Consider the following 18,270-nt stretch of genomic DNA (forward strand, 5'->3'; position numbering starts at 1 on the left):
TACAAGATGTGGGAAATATAAATAGAATGGTCGATATAGTTGTGCTGTTAATTCTAACCGGGCTGTCTGTGTCAGATATTAGAAATAAAAAAGTTTCCAGAAAAGTTCTGACGTTGTGGGGAATATTGACAGTCTTCTGGAAAATAGTGGATTTTTATCAGATCAGAGTGTTCCTGAAAAAGATGGAACAGACGAATGTAGATGATCTTGCTGGAATCTGTGCAGGAATCGGAGTGGGAGTGCTGTTCCTTCTTGTCAGTAAAGTGACAGAAGAAGCAATCGGTTATGGGGACAGCGTGGCAATTATGATTCTTGGAGGATATCTGGGGTTTTGGAAAGTTGTGGGAGTGTTGGCAGCAGCATTTTTTACAAGTGGAGTCTGTTCGGTGATATTGGCATTTCGCGGACGAGTGAAGACAATGCCATTTTTCCCATTTTTGACTCTTGGATATATTCTGATGCTGGCAGAGCAGGGAGGTGCAGCGTGAGAGGTTATACAGTAGAGATGTCATTCTTAATGCCAATCATTATGTTGCTGGTCATGAGCAGTATCTATGCATTTTTTTATTACCATGACAAGAATATAATTGCGGGAGCAGCTTATGAGACAGCGGTAGTCGGCAGTAATAAGGCGAGAGAAAAACCGGATTCACAGACTGGATCTGGAGATAGAAGCGGGACAGATGCGGCGGAACTGGAAACACTTTTTCAAAGTCGCGTGAATGGAAAGTGTATCCTATTATCTACAATCCAGGGACAGGTTACGGTGGAAGGAGATGAAGTCTGTGTCCGGGCACAGGGAACATGGAGGAAGATGAAAGTCAGTGTGGAAAAACGTGCGGCAATTACAGAACCGGAGAAAAAGCTTCGGGATATTAAGAAAATAAAGGAGTTCGTCAATGGAACGTAAGATTACGATAGAAGAGTCAGTCCCTTATACAGAGGACTATCAAAATAAAATGCTGGAAGAAAATCAGGTGGAAGGACTGCTGGAAATGCATGGACGGGGAATGGATGACAAAAGCTGTTATGATTATGATGTGAGTGGAAAAGTGTCCATGAAAGCGCTCTATGAAAAGCATACGATGAGTGGAGAAGAAATAAAAATATTGCTAAAATCTATTTTGCGTGTCGTGAAAGAAGTAGAAAGGTATCTTCTCAATGTGAATTGTATTCTGATGGATCCGGAGTATATTTTTTACACAGAAGAAAAGTATTATTTTTGTTATTATCCACCGAAAGAAAAAAGTCTGTGGGAAGGATTTCACCATCTGAGCGAATATCTGGTGAAATGTGCAGATTATCAGGATAAAGAATGTGTCCAGATTGTGTTCCTTTTGCATAAAGAGACTATGAAAGAAAATTACAGTCTGGAACAGATTATAAAGGAGTGTGTAAAAGAAGAGGAAGAAAATGTTTTGGCAGAGGATAAAAATACAGATTTGGGAACAGAGGAAGAAAAGGAAGGAAGCACATATTTTGACCGAACAGAACATGACTGGATCGCAAGCCAGGAAATGGGAAGTACGATACTTCGTGAGACAGAAAACCTGTGGACACCGATGAAGCGTTTTCTTCACAGACGCAGAAAACCAAAGTGGGGAGACTGGGACGGGCTGTATATTGAAGAAGAAGATCTCTAGTGTTATACTGTACTGACAGGAATGATGCCGGAAAAAATCCCGGCTGGAATATCAGAGACAGGAGGCGGTTTGTCGTGAGACAGGAACGGTTTAAAATGGAAAGACAAGGGCTGGTGGAAGAAGGCCAGCAGGTGGAAGTAACAGAGAGAAGTCCGAATACGAACCTGTTTACTTATGTAGTGGAACCAGCAGTTGCAATGTCTGGAATTTACAAGACATCTGAGCGTATTCACGCAAGACAGGGCGTGATCAAAGAAATACAACATACGGACAGAGGATACTATCTGATTGTAGAGTTTGATGAGTAAAATCTTGCAGAATAACGTTGACATTATAGAAAATTAATGAGAGAATTTTCCTATGAGAAATTACAAGAAATTACCAATTTGTACAATTGCAATCGCAGCAGCGAATGTTCTGATCTTCCTCGGACTGTCTTTTATGGGTATGACTGAGGATTCCGCATTTATGATGGAACACGGAGCAATGTATGTTCCATATCTCATGAACGGAGAACGATATTATACACTGATCACCAGTATGTTTTTGCATTTTGGATTCAGTCATCTGATGAACAATATGGTGATGCTGCTGGTCATCGGTTACAGCCTGGAACCAGAGATTGGAAAGATCCGTTTTCTGCTCATTTATCTTGGAAGCGGACTGATGGGAAATCTCGTATCGGCATGGTTTGATGTGAGCCAGGGAAGCTATGCGGTATCAGCGGGTGCTTCCGGAGCGATCTTTGGGATTGTGGGAGCACTTCTTTATGTTGCAATCCGTAATCATGGACGAGTCGGAGAGATTTCAACAAGAGGACTTGTTCTGATGGCAGGCTTAAGTCTCTATTATGGATTCACCGCACAAGGGGTGGATAACGCAGCCCACATTGGCGGGCTGGTATCCGGATTTTTACTGGCAGTACTCACATATTGGAAACATAAGCCGAAACATTATTAAAAATGTTTTAAGGGATTGGAAGTGTAAGGGTGAATGTAGTTTTTAGCTGGCAGTCCGGCAAATCCGGTTCTGAGTGGACAGTCAGTGTTCCACCATGTGCTTCGATAATTCGGCGGGAAAGTGGCAGGCCTAAGCCTGTTCCGGACGATTTGTACGTGACAAATGGTTCGAAGATTGAAGATAGATGTTCTGGTGCAATACCACAGCCGTTATCGGAGACGGAAATAATCAGATTTGAATGCTCTTTCCATGCGTGAAAGTGAATTTGCGGAGAATAGGTAAGTGATTTGCCGGTATCCAAAGATCCGTTACTTTCACAATTACAGGCAGAATCAAGATGATTAGAGCATGTAGATTGTTGAATCAGTACTGCATCGCGCGCATTTCCAAGAAGATTCAGAAGAACTTCCCGAAGTTTGATGGAATCTGCAGGCATAACAGGAAGTTCCGGCTCTATCCGGGAGATAAATTCAATATCGGTTTCAATGATGGAGGAAGCAAAGGATAAGGAAATTTTCTTGAGGAAGATGTCGAAATCTGTCGAAGAAGGTGACAGACGTTGACCGTTGTTGTATGCTGATAGCTCTTCCAGTAGTTGTTTCATATATTCGATGTCGCTATGTAAGTCTGACCAGTGCCGGATATTCAGAACTTCCGGATTGGATGCTTCGATCATCTGTAAGGTACTGTATATAAGAGTCAGCGGGTTGCGAATCTCATGGCTGATGGTACTGATATCCATACGGTGGGAGTGAAGAAGTCTGGTGAGAAGCTCTTCTTTCTCAGGACTTTCTGCCATGATCTGGTGTAATTTTTCATAATCAGATTCTGTGAACATAATGATTACCGCCCTTTATGAATTTATTTTTTCATAGTGTAGCATTGGCGGATAAAATAATCAATAATTTTAAAAATGATTTTTTAAAGGAAAGAAGGACATGAAAATGAAAGATGATAACTGCATTTTTTGTAAACTGGCAAATGGAGAAATTCCTACAGCAACATTGTATGAAGATGAAGATTTCCGCGTGATTCTGGATGCCAGCCCGGCTTCGAAAGGACATGCACTGATTATTCCAAAAGAACACTATGCCAATTTGTATGAGTTGGACGATGATAAGGCTGCAAAAGTTATGGTGCTGGCTAAGAAAATGATCACAAAGCTTACAGGCATCTTACACTGTGACGGGTACAATATCGTGCAGAATAATAACGAAGCAGCAGGACAGACTGTATTCCATTTCCATTTACATATGATTCCGCGTTATAAAGGTGACGAAGTTGGACTTGGCTGGAAGATGGGCGAGCTTACCGAAGAGGATAAGCAGGATATTCTGTCTAAATTATAAACTTGAAAGTGATGGAAATTAAATGGTGGAATCTGAAGATGTAAAGAAAGCTGAAATCGACAGGCTTTACAAAGAAAATGTAAGTAAAGTGTACCGAACGGCATTGTACTACGTCGAAGATCACTATGTGGCAGAAGAGATTGTGCAGGAAGTTTTCCTGAAATTATACGACAACCTGGGAGATATATGTATGGAGTCCGTGCATGCATGGCTGATCACTACCGCAAAGAATATGGCAAAGAACTATCTAAGAGACAGCAAGTGGGAGACACCGATGGAAGAGGTTCCGGAGCAGGAGGTGCCATATTCGTCAGAAGGACTGGATGCTCAACTCATAGAAGTATTTCGCCAGAAAGAATGCCGCGAGCTACACGATACGATCTTTGCAGATCTATATGAGAAAAATTCAAGATGGTATGAGGCAGTTACCGTTTCATATACTTTGGATAAACCACAAAAAGAAGTTGCAGAGAAAATGGGGATATCTGTGGATACGCTGTATAGTACATTATACAGGGCAAAGCAATGGATTAAGAAGTACTACGAAGAACAGTTTCACCAACTGGATGGCAAATAAAAAACAGGTGCCGGATATGACACCTGTTTTCATCTATCAGATATCTGCGTCAGAATCAGATGGTTTTGTAAGTATCTAAGCAGTTACCGATTCGATCAGATCAATGATGGTATCGATAGAATCCTGCTGGGAAGAATGCTTCATTGCATCGATGTATTTCTCGCGGTTATCATAGAGATCATGAACTGCACTGAGAAGTGTTTCGTTCGTAAGTTCCTCTTCCTCAAGCACCATACTGAATCCCTGACGCTCGAAAGAACGGGCGTTGAGAATCTGATCACCACGGCTTGCATTGGCAGACAGCGGAATCAGAAGATTTGGTTTGTGCAGGGCGAGAAGCTCACAGATAGCATTGGCTCCGGCTCTGGAGATTACAATGTCGGTCAGTGCGAAGAGGTCACGTAATTCTTCTTTGATATATTCGAACTGTGCGTAGCCTTCCGTTCCGTTCAAAGAAGGATCGAGCTTGCCACGGCCACATAAGTGAATGACCTGGAAGTCTTTCAGAAGTTCCGGGAGAATCGCACGGATGGCATTGTTCACGGCAACGGCACCGAGGCTTCCGCCGACAACCAGAATGACCGGTTTGTCGGAAGTGAAGTGAAGGAATTCTCTGGCGCGGTACTTATCTCCGCTTAAAAGTTCCTGACGGATCGGAGATCCGGTGAGAACAGCCTTGCCTGCCGGGAGAGAAGATAATGTCTCCGGGAAGTTGCAGCAGACCTTCGTTGCAGAAGGAATGGAAATCTTGTTGGCAAGACCCGGAGTCATATCAGATTCGTGGATAATGACTGGTACATGTTGTCCCTTACCGGCAAGGACTACTGGTACAGAGACAAAACCTCCCTTGGAAAATATAACATCAGGCTCCAGAATCTTAATCAGTTTACGTGCTTCACCCATTCCCTTGATAACACGGAATGGATCTGTGAAGTTCTGGACGCTGAAATAACGTCTGAGTTTACCGGTTGAGATGCCATGATATGGTATACCGAATTGAGAGATAAGTTCCTTCTCAATTCCGTTATATGAGCCGATATAGTGGATGTCGTATTGTAATTCTTTAAGACGTGGTAACAGGGCAATGTTAGGTGTAACATGACCGGCAGTACCGCCGCCGGTTAAGATAATACGTTTCATAAAAAGCTCCTTTCGATAATATATGTTACAATAGGAATGCCGTACGGATAATTCTGCTTCGTATACACTTTACGAAACAGTGAAAGATTTTCAACTTTGGCATATAATTATATTATACGTTCCCGAGAGATTTGGTCAAGAGAAAGAGAGGATAGATTTCGTTAAGAGGTAGATTATGAGTGAAAAAAAAGATCAGTTGAAAGAAATCCTAAAAGATCAATTGAATAAAGAAGCGAAACAGATTGAAGAAGAAGTCGGACTTAACGATAATGAAGAGATTCCAAATGAGCTGAAGATTCGCATGAAAAATGCACTGGATCAAAAAATCCGTGAGCGTGAAAAGCGTTCTGAAGATATGAAGCGAACAGATGCGTATGCGAAACTCTCAGAAGAAGACCAGGAAGCACTTCGCCTTGGACGGGAGATGTTGAAGAATCAGAGCGAGGAGAAGAAAATCTATACAATGCGCCGGAAAAAACGCAATATCCGTAGAATTGTAGCGCTGGCAGCAGTGCTGATCCTCGTAATGGCAGTTGGAATGACAAGCATTGGCGGACCAGAGAGAATGTTGCAGTTTATGAAGAGTTCTGTAGGTGGAAGAAAAGTTTCTCAAGTTGATTCCAGCGATAAGAATAAGATTATCGAGGAAGAAGATGAAGAGAAGGCATATGAGAAAATAGGGGAAGAGTTTGGAATAGAGTCAGTTCAGATAATATGGCGTCCAAAAGGCATGGAATTTGTAAAGATGGAGTTGGATACAGATATTCAGGTGGCCGAATTAGACTATGTGTGCAACGGAGAGAGAACGGAATTTATGGTTAGTGCCTCTTATGGGGAAGTGTCATTAGGAGCAGATAATGAAGATGAGATTATAGGTCATTATTATATTAAAGAAAGTGTTCCAATAGAAGTGACTGAATACAAAACACCTGAAACGGAGACGAACAGGTATAAAGCAGAATTTAAATATAATAATCTGTATTATTGCTTAACAGGAACGATGACAAAGGAAGAAATGGAAAATATTTTAAAAAATTTGTATTTTTTGTAAAAAACGCGTCAGTTTTTCGAAGTTCATGTGTCTATTATATAGGGAACCCTAAATAGAGAAAGATGGGAGGTAGATAGATGAAACGATGTATGTCCATATGCTGCGTATTTGCTATGGCTTTAGGATTAAGCTTTGGAGTATCGACGGATACACAGGCGGCATCTAGCGTGAAGGTGATCGACGGATCAAAACTTACAACAGATGCAGAATCCATCGGCTATAATCAAAAAGTTGCCAGAGGCGAAGATCTTCTGACAGGATATTCCAAAATTGTTCGGATGGGACCAGGAGAAATCTATGCCGGAGGAACAACGTTAGCTTCGCATGAGGTAAAACGTATCGGAATTGGGGTAATTATTGAACGCGCTAAGGAAGAAGATACAAAATGGTCTTTTTATGATTCCTGGAATAAGTTCTTAGAAAATGCTGATCGTGTTTCTTCTAAGAAATACATGGATGTAGAAGGTGACTATTACTATCGTGTTCGATGTGTTCATTCCGCAGGTGAAGATAAAAGCAGCAGTTTCACAAATGGAGTTTACATTGAGGAGCCGTAAGTAAGATATTGTAGAAAAGAAAGAAGAATTTAACAATTTATAATTACAATCAGATTAGTGGGCAAGGCCATTATAATGATGGGAAAAACAAATTAAAAACAAATTTCGGGTAAAGTTAGTAGGTTGGATCATAATACTTTAGAAATTTAATAACAACTGAATATTGAAACAATTAGACGCTCTTCCACAGCAATCTACATATTTCATGGCCCTTACGTTGGTTCGCAGGGCTTTGGAAGAGCGAAGGAACTGGAGACAGTTCAAAGAAAATTTAAAAGAAAAAATATTATAACAATCAAGAGAAGTAAGTTTAGGTAAGTTTAGTTTTAGGACACGCAAGCTATTAAAAGCTGCGTGTCCTTTTCCATGTGACTTACTTTGCAATTGAATCAATTTACTGAGCGATTGCTTCGCGGAGTGCTTTGGCAAGCTGATCCGGGCAGGAAGTTGCTTTGGAACCGCATTTGATTCCGGAAAGTCTTTCGATGGCATCTTCCACTTTCATTCCTTTTACAAGGCTTGAGATTCCCTGAAGATTACCGTTGCATCCACCTACAAAATCCACATCTTTGATTTTATCGCCGTCCAGCTCTACGTGAATCATGCTGGAACAGACACCATGTGTTTTATAATCCATGTTAAATACCCTCCTATGTGTTATACCAGATATATGAATATCAGAAGCCATTCTAACAGAGAAGAATCTACTTGTAAAGAAAAATTAAGATTTCCAATAATATGAAAAAGAGTACATAGAGGAATACAAAGAGGAATACACAGGTGCAGTAAAGAGCATCAATGCTTGACATTTGTGCATGGGGTAGGGGATAATGTACAGGATAACAGGAAATGTTTGTAATGATAGTGAAAAAGGCAGTTGGATAAAGGATATGTGCGGGAATCGCACAGTAAAAATGCATAGCAGGAGGAAAATCGGATGATAGGTATTATTGGAGCAATGGAAGAGGAAGTTGCAGCTCTGAAAAGTGAGATGGCAGATGCTAAAATGACAGAGTTTGCTTCCATGACATTTTATAAAGGAACTCTTTGTGGGAAGGACGCGGTTGTTGTAAGAAGTGGAATCGGTAAAGTTAATGCGGCAATCTGCGCGCAGATCCTGGTGGATAAATTTGGCGTAGATACGCTGATTAATACAGGTATTGCAGGATCCCTGGATGCAAGAATTGACATTGGTGATATGGTGATTTCTACAGATTCGGTGCATCATGATATGGACGCAACCATATTTGGAGATGCAATCGGGCAGGTGCCAAGAATGGATACACGCACATTCCCGGCAGATCCGCATCTGGTAGAGCTTGCAGTGAAGGCAAATGAAAAAGCAAATCCGCAGATCCATACATTTACAGGAAGGGTCGCAAGTGGAGATCAGTTCATTTCTTCCGGAGAAGTGAAAGCACGTATCGTGGAGAATTTTCAGGCTCTCTGTACAGAGATGGAGGGAGCCGGAATTGCGCACGCCGCTTATCTTAACAAAGTTTCGTATGTCATCATTCGAGCAATTTCTGATAAAGCTGACAACAGTGCAACGATGGATTATCCAGAGTTTGAAAAACAGGCAATTGCCCACAGCGTGGCGCTTGTAAAGGAATTGCTCCCGATGATTTAAAACCAGAGAATAAATGATTCGATAAAATATAAGAAAAAATACCATAATCTGCGGTGTGCAGATGTCGCTTTATGGGGAACGGTTTTTCGCCCTTCTTTTGGAAAATCCATTATAATTGGTGCCAAAAGGAGGGCTTTTATCATGTTAGAATTAATGTTAGACAGACATGTGATCTATGTACTGATGGGAATGAGTGCATTTGCCGGAGTTGTGTCAAAGGTGGTCGTTGGAAGAACACTTAGGAAGCTGGTGGCAGCAGCGGAAAGTATGGGGAAGAGTAATCATCCGTTGATGCGGCTTGTGCGGGCGAAATTCGAGCACACCTGTATGATCAGTGAAAAGGTGGAAAACGTAGGCGTATTTGTGGACAAGTATCTCTATGAATACCGGGTTGGTGGAGTCAGGCTCCATGCATGGCGGCGGTTACAGATGGCGGGTGCCGGACTTTGTCTGATTCTTGGCGGAGTCGGTGCAATCATAAGTTATCGGATTAAAGGGGCGACAGAGCAGACAGCTATGATCGGCGGAACCGGCGTGGCGCTGGCGTTAATCGTATTCTTGGTACATATGCTGACGGATGAGGAGTACCGACTGGAGGCAGTACGAAATTATATGGTAGATTACTTGGAAAATATTTATCAGCATCGCTATGAAAAAACATACAAGAAAGAAGTTCTGGCAGAAGAGGCAAGATCAGAAGAAGCGAGAATAGCGGTGAGTGCCAGAACACAAGAAAAAGCAGGAATGACGAAGAATACCAGAATGCCAGAAGAAGAGAGAACGGGTGAGAATACCAGAATGCCAGAAGAAGCGAGAATGGGTGAGAATATTAGAATGCCAGAAAATACAGGAATTGTGAAGAATACCAGAATGCCAGAAAATGCAGGAAGGGCAGAGGGTGATAACTTGCCAGACGAATCTGTGAATCAGAAGAAGCAGGAACCAAAGCAGGAATTTCCTGGATCTATGGACAGTCTGCTTTGGGCGATGTATAAGACAGAACCGCTGCAGGTGGAAGATGACCGGAAAGTCAAAAAGACAGCTATATCGCAAAAACCAGGTAAAACAGAAAAAATAGAAAAAACAATAGAATCGGAAGAGACAAAGGCGCAGGACGAGGCAAACAGAAATCAGCGTATCCGAGAAATCCTGGAGGAGTTTATGGCTTGATAATAAGAGACTGATTTGTTAAAATATAGATAACGGCTCAAAGTTAGTTTTGTGAAACAAGGACTGTCTGTGAGCTGTCACATTTATAAGAAGAAAATTATACAGATTTCTTCGAGACAAGAACTAGAACGTAAAGGGTAGCATAAGGAGGACGAGTCCAATGGGAAGTAAAGTAACATTTGATTATTCAAAGGCAGATGCGTTTATCAGCGCACATGAGATGGAATCTATGAAGAAGATTACCGAGGCTGCAAAAGCTGAACTCCTGGGAAGGGAGGGAGCAGGAAATGATTTCCTTGGCTGGATCGATCTTCCGGTTGATTATGATAAAGAGGAGTTCGAGAGAATCAAGAAAGCCGCTGCAAAGATCCAGTCAGATTCAGAGGTGCTGGTAGTAATCGGTATCGGAGGATCTTATCTTGGCGCAAGAGCAGCAATCGAATTTCTTGGACACAGCTTTTATAATGTAGTATCAAAAGAGATCCGCAAAGCTCCGGAGATTTATTTTGCCGGTAACAGCATCAGCAGTACATATCTGAAACACCTGATCGAAGTGATTGGAGACAGAGATTTCTCAGTTAATATCATTTCCAAATCCGGAACAACAACAGAGCCTGCAATCGCATTCCGTATTTTCAAGGAGATGCTGGAGAAGAAGTATGGCAAAGCTGAGGCTGCTAAGAGAATCTATGCAACAACAGACAAAGCTCGTGGAGCTCTGAAAGGACTTGCTGATGAGGAAGGATACGAAGAGTTCGTAGTACCGGACGATGTTGGAGGACGTTTCTCTGTACTGACAGCTGTTGGACTTCTTCCGATCGCAGTCAGCGGAGCTGATATTGACAAGCTGATGGAAGGTGCAGCAGAAGGAAGAAAATTCGCACTTGAGAATCCATTTGAGGAAAATGACGCAATGCTCTATGCAGCAACACGTAACATTCTGCTCCGTAAGGGAAAAGCGGTTGAGATCATGGCAAATTATGAGCCAAGCCTGCATTATGTATCTGAGTGGTGGAAACAGCTCTTCGGAGAGAGTGAAGGCAAGGATAAGAAAGGAATCTTCCCTGCATCTGTAGACCTTACAACAGATCTTCACTCTATGGGACAGTTCATTCAGGATGGAAGCAGAATCATGTTCGAGACAGTTATGGAAGTGGAGGAGCCGACAGAGCAGATCACAATCGGTGAGGAGCCGGTGGATCTGGACGGACTGAACTACCTTGCAGGCAAGACAATGGATTTTGTAAATAAGAGTGCTATGAATGGTACGATTCTTGCACATACAGACGGACAGGTTCCGAATCTGAAAGTGACAATTCCGGCGCAGGACGAGAAGTCACTTGGACAGTTATTCTATATGTACGAGTTCGCATGCGGTGTCAGCGGATATATTCTTGGAGTAAATCCATTTAATCAGCCGGGTGTTGAGAGCTACAAGAAGAACATGTTCGCACTTCTTGGAAAACCAGGATACGAAAAAGAAAGAGAAGAACTTCTTAAGAGATTATAAGAATGGCAACGATATACGAAAAATTAAAAGCGTATAGCGATTCTGACTATTATGGATTTCACATGCCGGGACATAAGCGTAAGATGCATATGTCCTGGGATGCGGATCCTTATACTGTAGATATTACAGAGATTGAAGGATTTGATGATCTTCATCATGCAGAAGGAATCCTGAAAGAGGCTCAGGAACGGGCAGCCAGAATCTATCATGCAGATGAGACACATTTTCTGGTAAATGGAAGTACAGTTGGAATTCTGAGTGCTATCGCGGGTGTGACGAATAAAGGAGATCAGATTCTTGTGGCGCGCAATTGTCACAAATCGGTCTATCATGCAATCTACATGAATGAGTTGAATCCGGTGTATCTCTATCCCCGGTTTGATTCAGAGTTACAGTTGAATATTGAGATATCCGCAGAGGATGTGAGGAGGGCCCTTAATCGGTATCCACAGATCCGAGCAGTCATGATTGTATCTCCGACTTACGATGGAATTGTGTCGGATGTGGCCGAGATAGCAAAGGCCGCACATGAAAAAGGACTGCCGCTGATCGTGGATGAAGCACACGGGGCTCATTTTGGTTTTCATCCCTATTTTCCGGAAAATGCAAATCAAAAAGGCGCAGACATTGTGATCCACAGTGTTCACAAGACACTTCCGGCATTTACCCAGACAGCACTTCTCCACATGAATGGAAATCTGGTGAACCGGGAAAAGGTGAGACGATATCTGCATATGTTACAGAGTAGCAGTCCGTCTTATATTCTGATGGCGGGAATCGATCAGTGCATGGAGATGCTGGATCATCACTGCGAGGAAGTTTTTGACCCGTATGTGGAGCGTTTGAAGAGATGTAGAGAAGAACTTGGAAAATGTGAACATATCCGGCTGGCAGAGACCAAACATTATGATAAGTCAAAGCTTGTATTATCAGTAGCAGGACTTACGAAAGGATTTGCGGATACATATGGTGCAGAAGCAACAGGTATTCAATTGCAGGAAGATTTATTAAATCAGTACCACCTGCAAATGGAGATGGCCGCGGGGACTTATGTGATTGCCATGACTTCGGTCGGGGATACCGATGAAGGAATGAAACGGCTTATAAAAGCAATTTATGAGTTGGATAAGAAATATAAACCTTTACAGGGGGCTTATAACACTGTAGATTCAGACATAGTGCCGGAAGAAATCAAAAAATCGCAAAAGAAAGAAAAAAATTACGATATAGAACCGGGACATCTGCCACAGGCGGAAGTAATCTATTCACCGGCGCAGGTCATCAGCATGAAAGACGCAGGGGCAGATGGGTTTCAGGTTGTGCCATTGACACAGAGCGAAGACTACATTTCCGCGGAGTACGCGTATCTCTATCCGCCTGGGATCCCGATGCTGGTGCCGGGGGAACGGATCACAGCGCAGATCCGGGAACATTTTCAATGGTATATGGAAAGAACATATGAGATACAGGGAGTAGAAAAAGAAGGATACATAGAGGTATGGACGCATGGGTAAGATATATTATATAATGGGCAAGAGTTCATCTGGAAAAGATACATTATTCCGGAAGATCAAGCAAGAGCTGCCGATGCTTCAGACAGTGACGCTTTACACGACCAGACCGAAGCGGGAAGGTGAAAGAGAAGGCGTCGAATACCATTTTGTAACAGATGAACAGATGCATATTTTCGAGAGACAGGGAAAGGTTGTTGAACTTCGTACTTATAATACTGTTCACGGAGCATGGAAATATGCTACAATAGAAGATGGACAGGTCAATCTGGCGGAATCCGACTATCTGATGATCGGAACGCTGGAGTCCTATGGAAAGTTAAAGAAATATTACGGAGCGGCGTATCTTGTTCCGGTGTACATCGAAGTAGAGGACGGCGAGCGGCTGAACCGTGCACTTACGAGAGAGCGGCAGCAGGAAGTGCCACGTTACGCGGAGATGTGCAGAAGATTTCTCGCAGATACGGAAGATTTTTCCGAGGAGCATCTGAGAGCTGCGGGAATAAAGAAGCGTTATTACAATGATGACCAAAAAAGATGCTTAGATGAAATTATAGAGGACATACGATATGGGAAGTTTTAAAGATGTAGTAGGACACAGAGATGTAATTCAATATTTGCAGAATGCAGTTGCCGAGAATCGGGTATCACAGGCGTACATTGTGAATGGCGAGCGCGGAACCGGAAAGAAGATGCTGGCAAAGTTATTTGCCATGGCACTTTTATGTGAAGAACATGGACCAGAACCATGTAATAAATGTCATTCCTGTGTACAGGCAGAATCGAATAACCATCCGGATATTATCTGGGTGACACATGAGAAGCCGGGATCCATCGGAGTCGATGATGTGCGCACACAGATCAATAATACAGTTGCAATCAAGCCATATCAGGGCCCGTATAAAGTTTATATTATTCCGGAAGCTGATATTATGACGGTACAGGCACAGAATGCGTTATTAAAGACGATTGAAGAACCGCCACAGTATGCAGTATTTATTCTGCTGACGGAAAATGCAGACGTATTGCTTCCGACAATTAATTCCAGATGTGTCATGTTAAAACTTCGCTACATCAAAGATGCACTGATTAAAAAATATCTCATGGAGAGAATGGAAGTACCAGATTACAAGGCTGAAGTCTGCGCTGCATTTGCACAGGGAAACCTTGGGAAAGCTATCAAACTGGCAGGTTCCGAGCATTTTAATGAGCTCAAGGACGAAGTCCTGAACCTGATGCGCCATATAAATGAGATGGATATCAGTGAGCTTGTGGAGGCAGTGAAACGCTGCACTCTTTATAAAGTTGAAATTAACGACTATCTTGACCTGATCATGGTATGGTACAGAGATGTCTTGTTATATAAAGCGACAAGGGAAATAGATAAGGTTGTATTCAAAGATCAGATCGACTGCATGCGTGAGCAGGCAAGACGCAGTTCTTATGAAGGAATTGAGACGATTCTGGACAGCCTTGACAAAGCAAAAGCCAGATTAAAAGCAAATGTTAACTTTGATCTGGTCATGGAGCTTTTGTTCCTGACGATAAAGGAGAACTAGATTTATGACAAAAGTAATCGGAGTAAGATTCCGTCAGGCGGGAAAGATCTACTTTTTCTCACCGGGGAAATTAGAGATTAAACCTCAAGACCGTGTCATCGTAGAGACGGCTCGCGGTGTTGAGTTCGGAAAGGTTGTGACAGGTCCGAAAGAAGTAGAAGACGACAAGATCACACAGCCTTTAAAATCTGTGATTCGAATTGCAAACGAAGAGGATTACAAAAAAGAAGAGAAAAACAGAGAAAAAGAAAAAGAAGCATTTAACATCTGCTTAGAGAAGATCCGTAAACACGGTCTGGAAATGAAGCTTATAGATGCGGAGTATACATTTGATAATAATAAAGTGTTATTTTACTTTACCGCAGATGGAAGAATTGATTTCCGTGAGCTGGTAAAAGATCTGGCAAGCGTGTTCCGTACACGTATTGAGCTTCGTCAGATTGGTGTCCGTGATGAGACGAAGATTCGTGGAGGCATTGGTATCTGTGGAAGACCACTTTGCTGTCACACGTATCTGTCTGAGTTCGCACCGGTATCGATCAAGATGGCGAAAGAGCAGAACCTGTCTCTGAATCCGACAAAGATATCCGGAGTTTGTGGCAGACTGATGTGCTGTCTGACTAACGAAGAAGAGACCTATGAAGAGCTGAACCGTCAGCTTCCGGGAGTTGGAGATCATGTGACGACGCCGGAAGGACTTCATGGTGAAGTTCAGGCCGTTCACGTACTGCGTCAGATTGTAAAGGTTATTGTGACGCTGGATAACGATGAAAAAGAAATCCGTGAATATCCGGCAGGTGAGCTGAGATTCAAATCAAGAAAGAAGAAAAAAGATGCAAAGCTTTCGAAAGAGGAGTTTGCACAGTTAAAAGCTCTGGAGGAGAAAAATGGCGCCTCCAAGTTAAATGATGACTAATAAGAAGCCCGATGAACGCCTGGATGATCTCCAGGTGAAGGGCTATGAGATTATACAGAAGCCCGGTCGGTTCTGCTTTGGCATGGACGCCGTGCTTCTGTCTTCCTATGCAAAAGTAAAACGTGGGGAACGTGCACTGGATCTTGGGACCGGAACCGGAATTCTTCCGATTTTACTGGAAGCAAAGAATCCGGGACTTCATTATACAGGTCTGGAAGTTCAGGAAGAAAGTGCTGATATGGCAAGAAGAAGCGTGGCACACAACGGGCTGGAGAACAAGATAGATATCGTTACCGGTGATATCAAAGAGGCAAGTCACATATTTGGAAATGATTCGTATGAAGTCATTGTATCCAATCCACCGTATATGATTGGAGAACACGGCCTGAAAAATGATAACGAGGCTTTGTATATCGCAAGACATGAAGCGTTATGCACATTAGATGATCTTCTGCGAGAAAGTGCAAAAGTACTGAAAATGAAAGGACGTTTCTACATGGTGCACCGTCCTTTCCGCCTGCCGGAAATCTTTACAAAAATGTGCAATTACGGAATCGAGCCGAAACGCATGCGTCTCGTCCACCCATATGCAGACAAAGAGCCAAACATGGTTCTTATCGAAGGCCTCAAAGGCGGAAAACCACGCCTCGCCGTAGACCCGCCGCTCATAGTCTACACGAAAGACGGGGAGTATACGGAAGAAGTACTGAAATTGTACGGGATGAAATAAAAGGAGAATTATATGTCAGGAACATTATATCTGTGTGCAACTCCGATCGGCAACCTGGAGGACATGACATTTCGCTGTGTCCGTATTTTGAAAGAAGTTAATCTGATCGCAGCAGAGGATACCCGCAATAGCATTAAGCTTTTGAATCATTTTGATATTCACACACCGATGACCAGTTATCATGAATATAACAAGATTGCAAAAGCGCATACGTTGATTGAGCACTTGGAAAATGGTGAAGATATTGCACTGATCACGGATGCGGGAACACCGGGAATCTCCGATCCGGGTGAGGAGCTGGTGGCAATGTGTCAGGAAGCAGGAATCACTGTGACAGCAGTTCCGGGGGCAGCAGCTTGCATCACAGCGCTGACCATTTCCGGATTGTCCACAAGAAGATTCGCGTTTGAAGCATTTCTTCCGACAGATAAAAAAGAACGACAGGCAGTGCTGAACGAACTGACGGAAGAGACAAGAACTATGATTATCTACGAAGCACCGCACAGACTGGTCCGGACATTAGAGCTTCTGCTTGCGACCTTGGGTGACAGAAGAATCCGCATTTGCCGGGAGCTTACGAAAAAGCATGAGACCGTCTTTGCAACAACGATCAGTGCGGCAGTGGAATATTATAAAGAGCAGGAACCAAAAGGGGAATGCGTGCTTGTCATTGAGGGTAAGAGCCGTCAGGAACAGATAGAAGAAGAACGCCAGAAATGGGAAGAAATGTCCATTCAGGAACATATGGATTATTATATGGATCAGGGGATTCAGAAAAAAGAAGCAATGAAAATGGTCGCGAAAGACCGGGGAGTCGGAAAGAGAGACATTTACCAGGCGTTGTTGTAAAAAAGTAATGATGGATAAAAAGCCTGAATTACAGTAGTCAGGGGAAGACAAAGAAAGGGGCTGATCAGATGGCAAGTCTGACATTAAAACATGTAGATCGCGCATTTCCGAATGGATATGAGGCAGTAAAGGATTTAAATTTCCAGATTGAGGACGGAGAATTTGTAATATTGACTGGCCCATCCGGGAGTGGAAAAAGTGCTGTTATGCGCATGATCGCAGGTCTTGATGAAGTGAAAAACGGAGAGATATGGATTGGAGACAAGCTGGTCAACAGTCTTCCACCGGAGGAGCGTGGAATTGCTATGATTTTTCAGAATTATACTGTGTATCCACGAATGACAGTTCTGGAAAATGTAGAACTGGGCTTAAGACTTCGCGGCATAGATGAAAAAGAAATAGGAAAACGGACACTGGAAGTTCTGGAACTTCTGGATCTTGTAGAAGTCCGATTTGCAAAAGTAAAAAACTTGTCAGATCTGTGGAAACATCGGACCGCGCTGGCGCGTGCCATGATTTTGGAACCAGATGTAATCCTCATGGATGAGCCGCTTCGCAATGTAAGTCCCAAATTTCATAATCAGTTGACTCAGGAGCTGGTGGAATTGCAGGAGAGAACCGGAGTTACAATACTGTATGCTACAAAAAATGTGGAAGAGATGGCACTATTGGGAAAACGAAAAGTGATGGTGTAAAATAAAAGAAATATATTATTAAAAAGGGTTGGAATCTAGGTTTCAACCTTTTTCTATGTAATGCTTTACTTCTAGAGAAGAGTATGCTATGATATGTCCAATTCAGGAGGAAGTCTAGTCTCCGAATATTCAAGCCGTAAGGTGTTCATTTCGGCGTTTCGAATTCTGAAACAATTACCCGATATGAAAAATGTAACTTGTAAACGTAGGAAGTTCTATTGAAAACAGGTACCAAAAAAATTATAATGAGAGGAGAATTAGATGGACAAAAGAAAAATCATAGAATGGCACCCGGCATTTGAAGCATCTATTCAGATTGAATTTGAAAATGAAATTGAAAAAATGACATTTGAACCGGAACATTTACAGTGAGATTGAGATTATTGATAATACTGAAAAATCTGAACAGCAGGAACTTGTTGA

The 18,270-nt window shown here is 42.6% G+C and carries 22 protein-coding genes; 19 read left to right on the plus strand and 3 right to left on the minus strand.

Annotation, left to right across the window (positions count from 1 at the left end; all coding sequences use genetic code 11):
- Window positions 1–8: 8 nt before the first annotated feature.
- The 5 genes from LI149_RS11630 to LI149_RS11650 all read left to right on the plus strand — a co-directional run bounded on the left by LI149_RS11630 (window position 9) and on the right by LI149_RS11650 (window position 2,603).
- Window positions 9–488, plus strand: coding sequence for a prepilin peptidase (locus LI149_RS11630; protein ID WP_227143378.1), 480 nt, complete (start codon window positions 9–11; stop codon window positions 486–488).
- Window positions 485–910, plus strand: a complete 426-nt coding sequence (locus LI149_RS11635; RefSeq protein WP_227143379.1) for a TadE family protein — start codon at window positions 485–487, stop codon at window positions 908–910. The genes LI149_RS11630 and LI149_RS11635 overlap by 4 nt, the downstream gene beginning before the upstream one ends.
- Window positions 900–1,643 (plus strand): DUF6382 domain-containing protein, encoded by a 744-nt coding sequence (locus tag LI149_RS11640; RefSeq protein ID WP_005337511.1) that lies wholly within the window; start codon window positions 900–902, stop codon window positions 1,641–1,643. The genes LI149_RS11635 and LI149_RS11640 overlap by 11 nt, the downstream gene beginning before the upstream one ends.
- Window positions 1,644–1,717: 74 nt before the next feature.
- Window positions 1,718–1,951: a hypothetical protein gene (locus tag LI149_RS11645; protein ID WP_117606195.1), complete on the plus strand. Its 234-nt coding sequence runs from the start codon at window positions 1,718–1,720 to the stop codon at window positions 1,949–1,951.
- Between the two features lie 52 nt (window positions 1,952–2,003).
- Window positions 2,004–2,603 carry a rhomboid family intramembrane serine protease gene (locus LI149_RS11650; protein WP_005335024.1) on the plus strand — a complete coding sequence of 200 codons (600 nt, stop codon included), beginning with the start codon at window positions 2,004–2,006 and terminating at the stop codon, window positions 2,601–2,603.
- Window positions 2,604–2,610: 7 nt separating this feature from the next.
- On the opposite strand, the gene LI149_RS11655 is transcribed toward LI149_RS11650, so the two are convergent.
- On the minus strand, window positions 2,611–3,441 hold the full coding sequence (locus LI149_RS11655) for a PAS domain-containing sensor histidine kinase (protein ID WP_227143380.1): 831 nt from the start codon (window positions 3,439–3,441) through the stop codon (window positions 2,611–2,613).
- Window positions 3,442–3,541: 100 nt separating this feature from the next.
- Here LI149_RS11655 and LI149_RS11660 point away from each other — a divergent pair, with 100 nt between their 5' ends.
- Window positions 3,542–3,952, plus strand: a complete 411-nt coding sequence (locus LI149_RS11660; RefSeq protein ID WP_005335028.1) for an HIT family protein — start codon at window positions 3,542–3,544, stop codon at window positions 3,950–3,952.
- A gap of 22 nt (window positions 3,953–3,974) precedes the next feature.
- On the plus strand, window positions 3,975–4,529 hold the full coding sequence (locus LI149_RS11665) for an RNA polymerase sigma factor (RefSeq protein ID WP_227078457.1): 555 nt from the start codon (window positions 3,975–3,977) through the stop codon (window positions 4,527–4,529).
- 75 nt (window positions 4,530–4,604) lie between these two features.
- Here the strand turns inward: LI149_RS11665 and LI149_RS11670 are convergent, their stop codons facing one another.
- The gene (locus tag LI149_RS11670; RefSeq protein WP_117613847.1) at window positions 4,605–5,669 is read right to left on the minus strand and encodes an undecaprenyldiphospho-muramoylpentapeptide beta-N-acetylglucosaminyltransferase; all 1,065 of its coding nucleotides are present in this window, start codon (window positions 5,667–5,669) and stop codon (window positions 4,605–4,607) included.
- 175 nt (window positions 5,670–5,844) lie between these two features.
- On the opposite strand from LI149_RS11670, the gene LI149_RS11675 reads away from it, so the two are divergent.
- Together LI149_RS11675 and LI149_RS11680 are read left to right on the plus strand one after the other, a co-directional pair.
- Window positions 5,845–6,720 carry a DUF4367 domain-containing protein gene (locus LI149_RS11675; protein WP_227143381.1) on the plus strand — a complete coding sequence of 292 codons (876 nt, stop codon included), beginning with the start codon at window positions 5,845–5,847 and terminating at the stop codon, window positions 6,718–6,720.
- A gap of 77 nt (window positions 6,721–6,797) precedes the next feature.
- The gene (locus tag LI149_RS11680; protein ID WP_227078455.1) at window positions 6,798–7,277 is read left to right on the plus strand and encodes a DUF6147 family protein; all 480 of its coding nucleotides are present in this window, start codon (window positions 6,798–6,800) and stop codon (window positions 7,275–7,277) included.
- A gap of 394 nt (window positions 7,278–7,671) precedes the next feature.
- On the opposite strand, the gene LI149_RS11685 is transcribed toward LI149_RS11680, so the two are convergent.
- The gene (locus tag LI149_RS11685) at window positions 7,672–7,914 is read right to left on the minus strand and encodes a TIGR03905 family TSCPD domain-containing protein (RefSeq protein WP_040015626.1); all 243 of its coding nucleotides are present in this window, start codon (window positions 7,912–7,914) and stop codon (window positions 7,672–7,674) included.
- A 300-nt stretch (window positions 7,915–8,214) separates the two neighbouring features.
- Here LI149_RS11685 and LI149_RS11690 point away from each other — a divergent pair, with 300 nt between their 5' ends.
- From LI149_RS11690 to LI149_RS11735, 10 genes are all read left to right on the plus strand, one after another.
- A complete protein-coding gene (locus LI149_RS11690; protein WP_227143382.1) occupies window positions 8,215–8,907 on the plus strand; it encodes a 5'-methylthioadenosine/adenosylhomocysteine nucleosidase in 693 nt (230 codons plus the stop codon).
- A gap of 141 nt (window positions 8,908–9,048) precedes the next feature.
- On the plus strand, window positions 9,049–10,077 hold the full coding sequence (locus tag LI149_RS11695; RefSeq protein ID WP_227143383.1) for a hypothetical protein: 1,029 nt from the start codon (window positions 9,049–9,051) through the stop codon (window positions 10,075–10,077).
- 160 nt (window positions 10,078–10,237) lie between these two features.
- On the plus strand, window positions 10,238–11,587 hold the full coding sequence (locus LI149_RS11700) for a glucose-6-phosphate isomerase (protein ID WP_005335044.1): 1,350 nt from the start codon (window positions 10,238–10,240) through the stop codon (window positions 11,585–11,587).
- Window positions 11,588–11,589: 2 nt separating this feature from the next.
- Window positions 11,590–13,101, plus strand: coding sequence for an aminotransferase class I/II-fold pyridoxal phosphate-dependent enzyme (locus LI149_RS11705; RefSeq protein WP_173785402.1), 1,512 nt, complete (start codon window positions 11,590–11,592; stop codon window positions 13,099–13,101).
- Window positions 13,094–13,681, plus strand: a complete 588-nt coding sequence (locus tag LI149_RS11710; protein WP_005335048.1) for a guanylate kinase — start codon at window positions 13,094–13,096, stop codon at window positions 13,679–13,681. Before LI149_RS11705 ends, LI149_RS11710 begins: the two co-directional genes overlap by 8 nt.
- On the plus strand, window positions 13,668–14,657 hold the full coding sequence (gene holB, locus LI149_RS11715) for a DNA polymerase III subunit delta' (protein WP_005335050.1): 990 nt from the start codon (window positions 13,668–13,670) through the stop codon (window positions 14,655–14,657). The genes LI149_RS11710 and holB overlap by 14 nt, the downstream gene beginning before the upstream one ends.
- 4 nt (window positions 14,658–14,661) lie before the next feature.
- A complete protein-coding gene (locus LI149_RS11720) occupies window positions 14,662–15,573 on the plus strand; it encodes a stage 0 sporulation family protein (RefSeq protein ID WP_005335051.1) in 912 nt (303 codons plus the stop codon).
- Window positions 15,563–16,303, plus strand: coding sequence for a tRNA1(Val) (adenine(37)-N6)-methyltransferase (locus tag LI149_RS11725; protein WP_117606215.1), 741 nt, complete (start codon window positions 15,563–15,565; stop codon window positions 16,301–16,303). Before LI149_RS11720 ends, LI149_RS11725 begins: the two co-directional genes overlap by 11 nt.
- Window positions 16,304–16,315: 12 nt before the next feature.
- Entirely contained in the window at window positions 16,316–17,152 is an 837-nt protein-coding gene (gene rsmI, locus LI149_RS11730; protein ID WP_227143384.1) for a 16S rRNA (cytidine(1402)-2'-O)-methyltransferase, read from the plus strand.
- Between the two features lie 68 nt (window positions 17,153–17,220).
- On the plus strand, window positions 17,221–17,847 hold the full coding sequence (locus LI149_RS11735; protein WP_117495535.1) for an ABC transporter ATP-binding protein: 627 nt from the start codon (window positions 17,221–17,223) through the stop codon (window positions 17,845–17,847).
- Window positions 17,848–18,270 lie beyond the last annotated feature (423 nt).

The organism is Dorea sp. 210702-DFI.3.17, from assembly GCF_020560825.1.
GTDB classification, from domain to species: Bacteria; Bacillota; Clostridia; order Lachnospirales; family Lachnospiraceae; genus Dorea; species Dorea formicigenerans.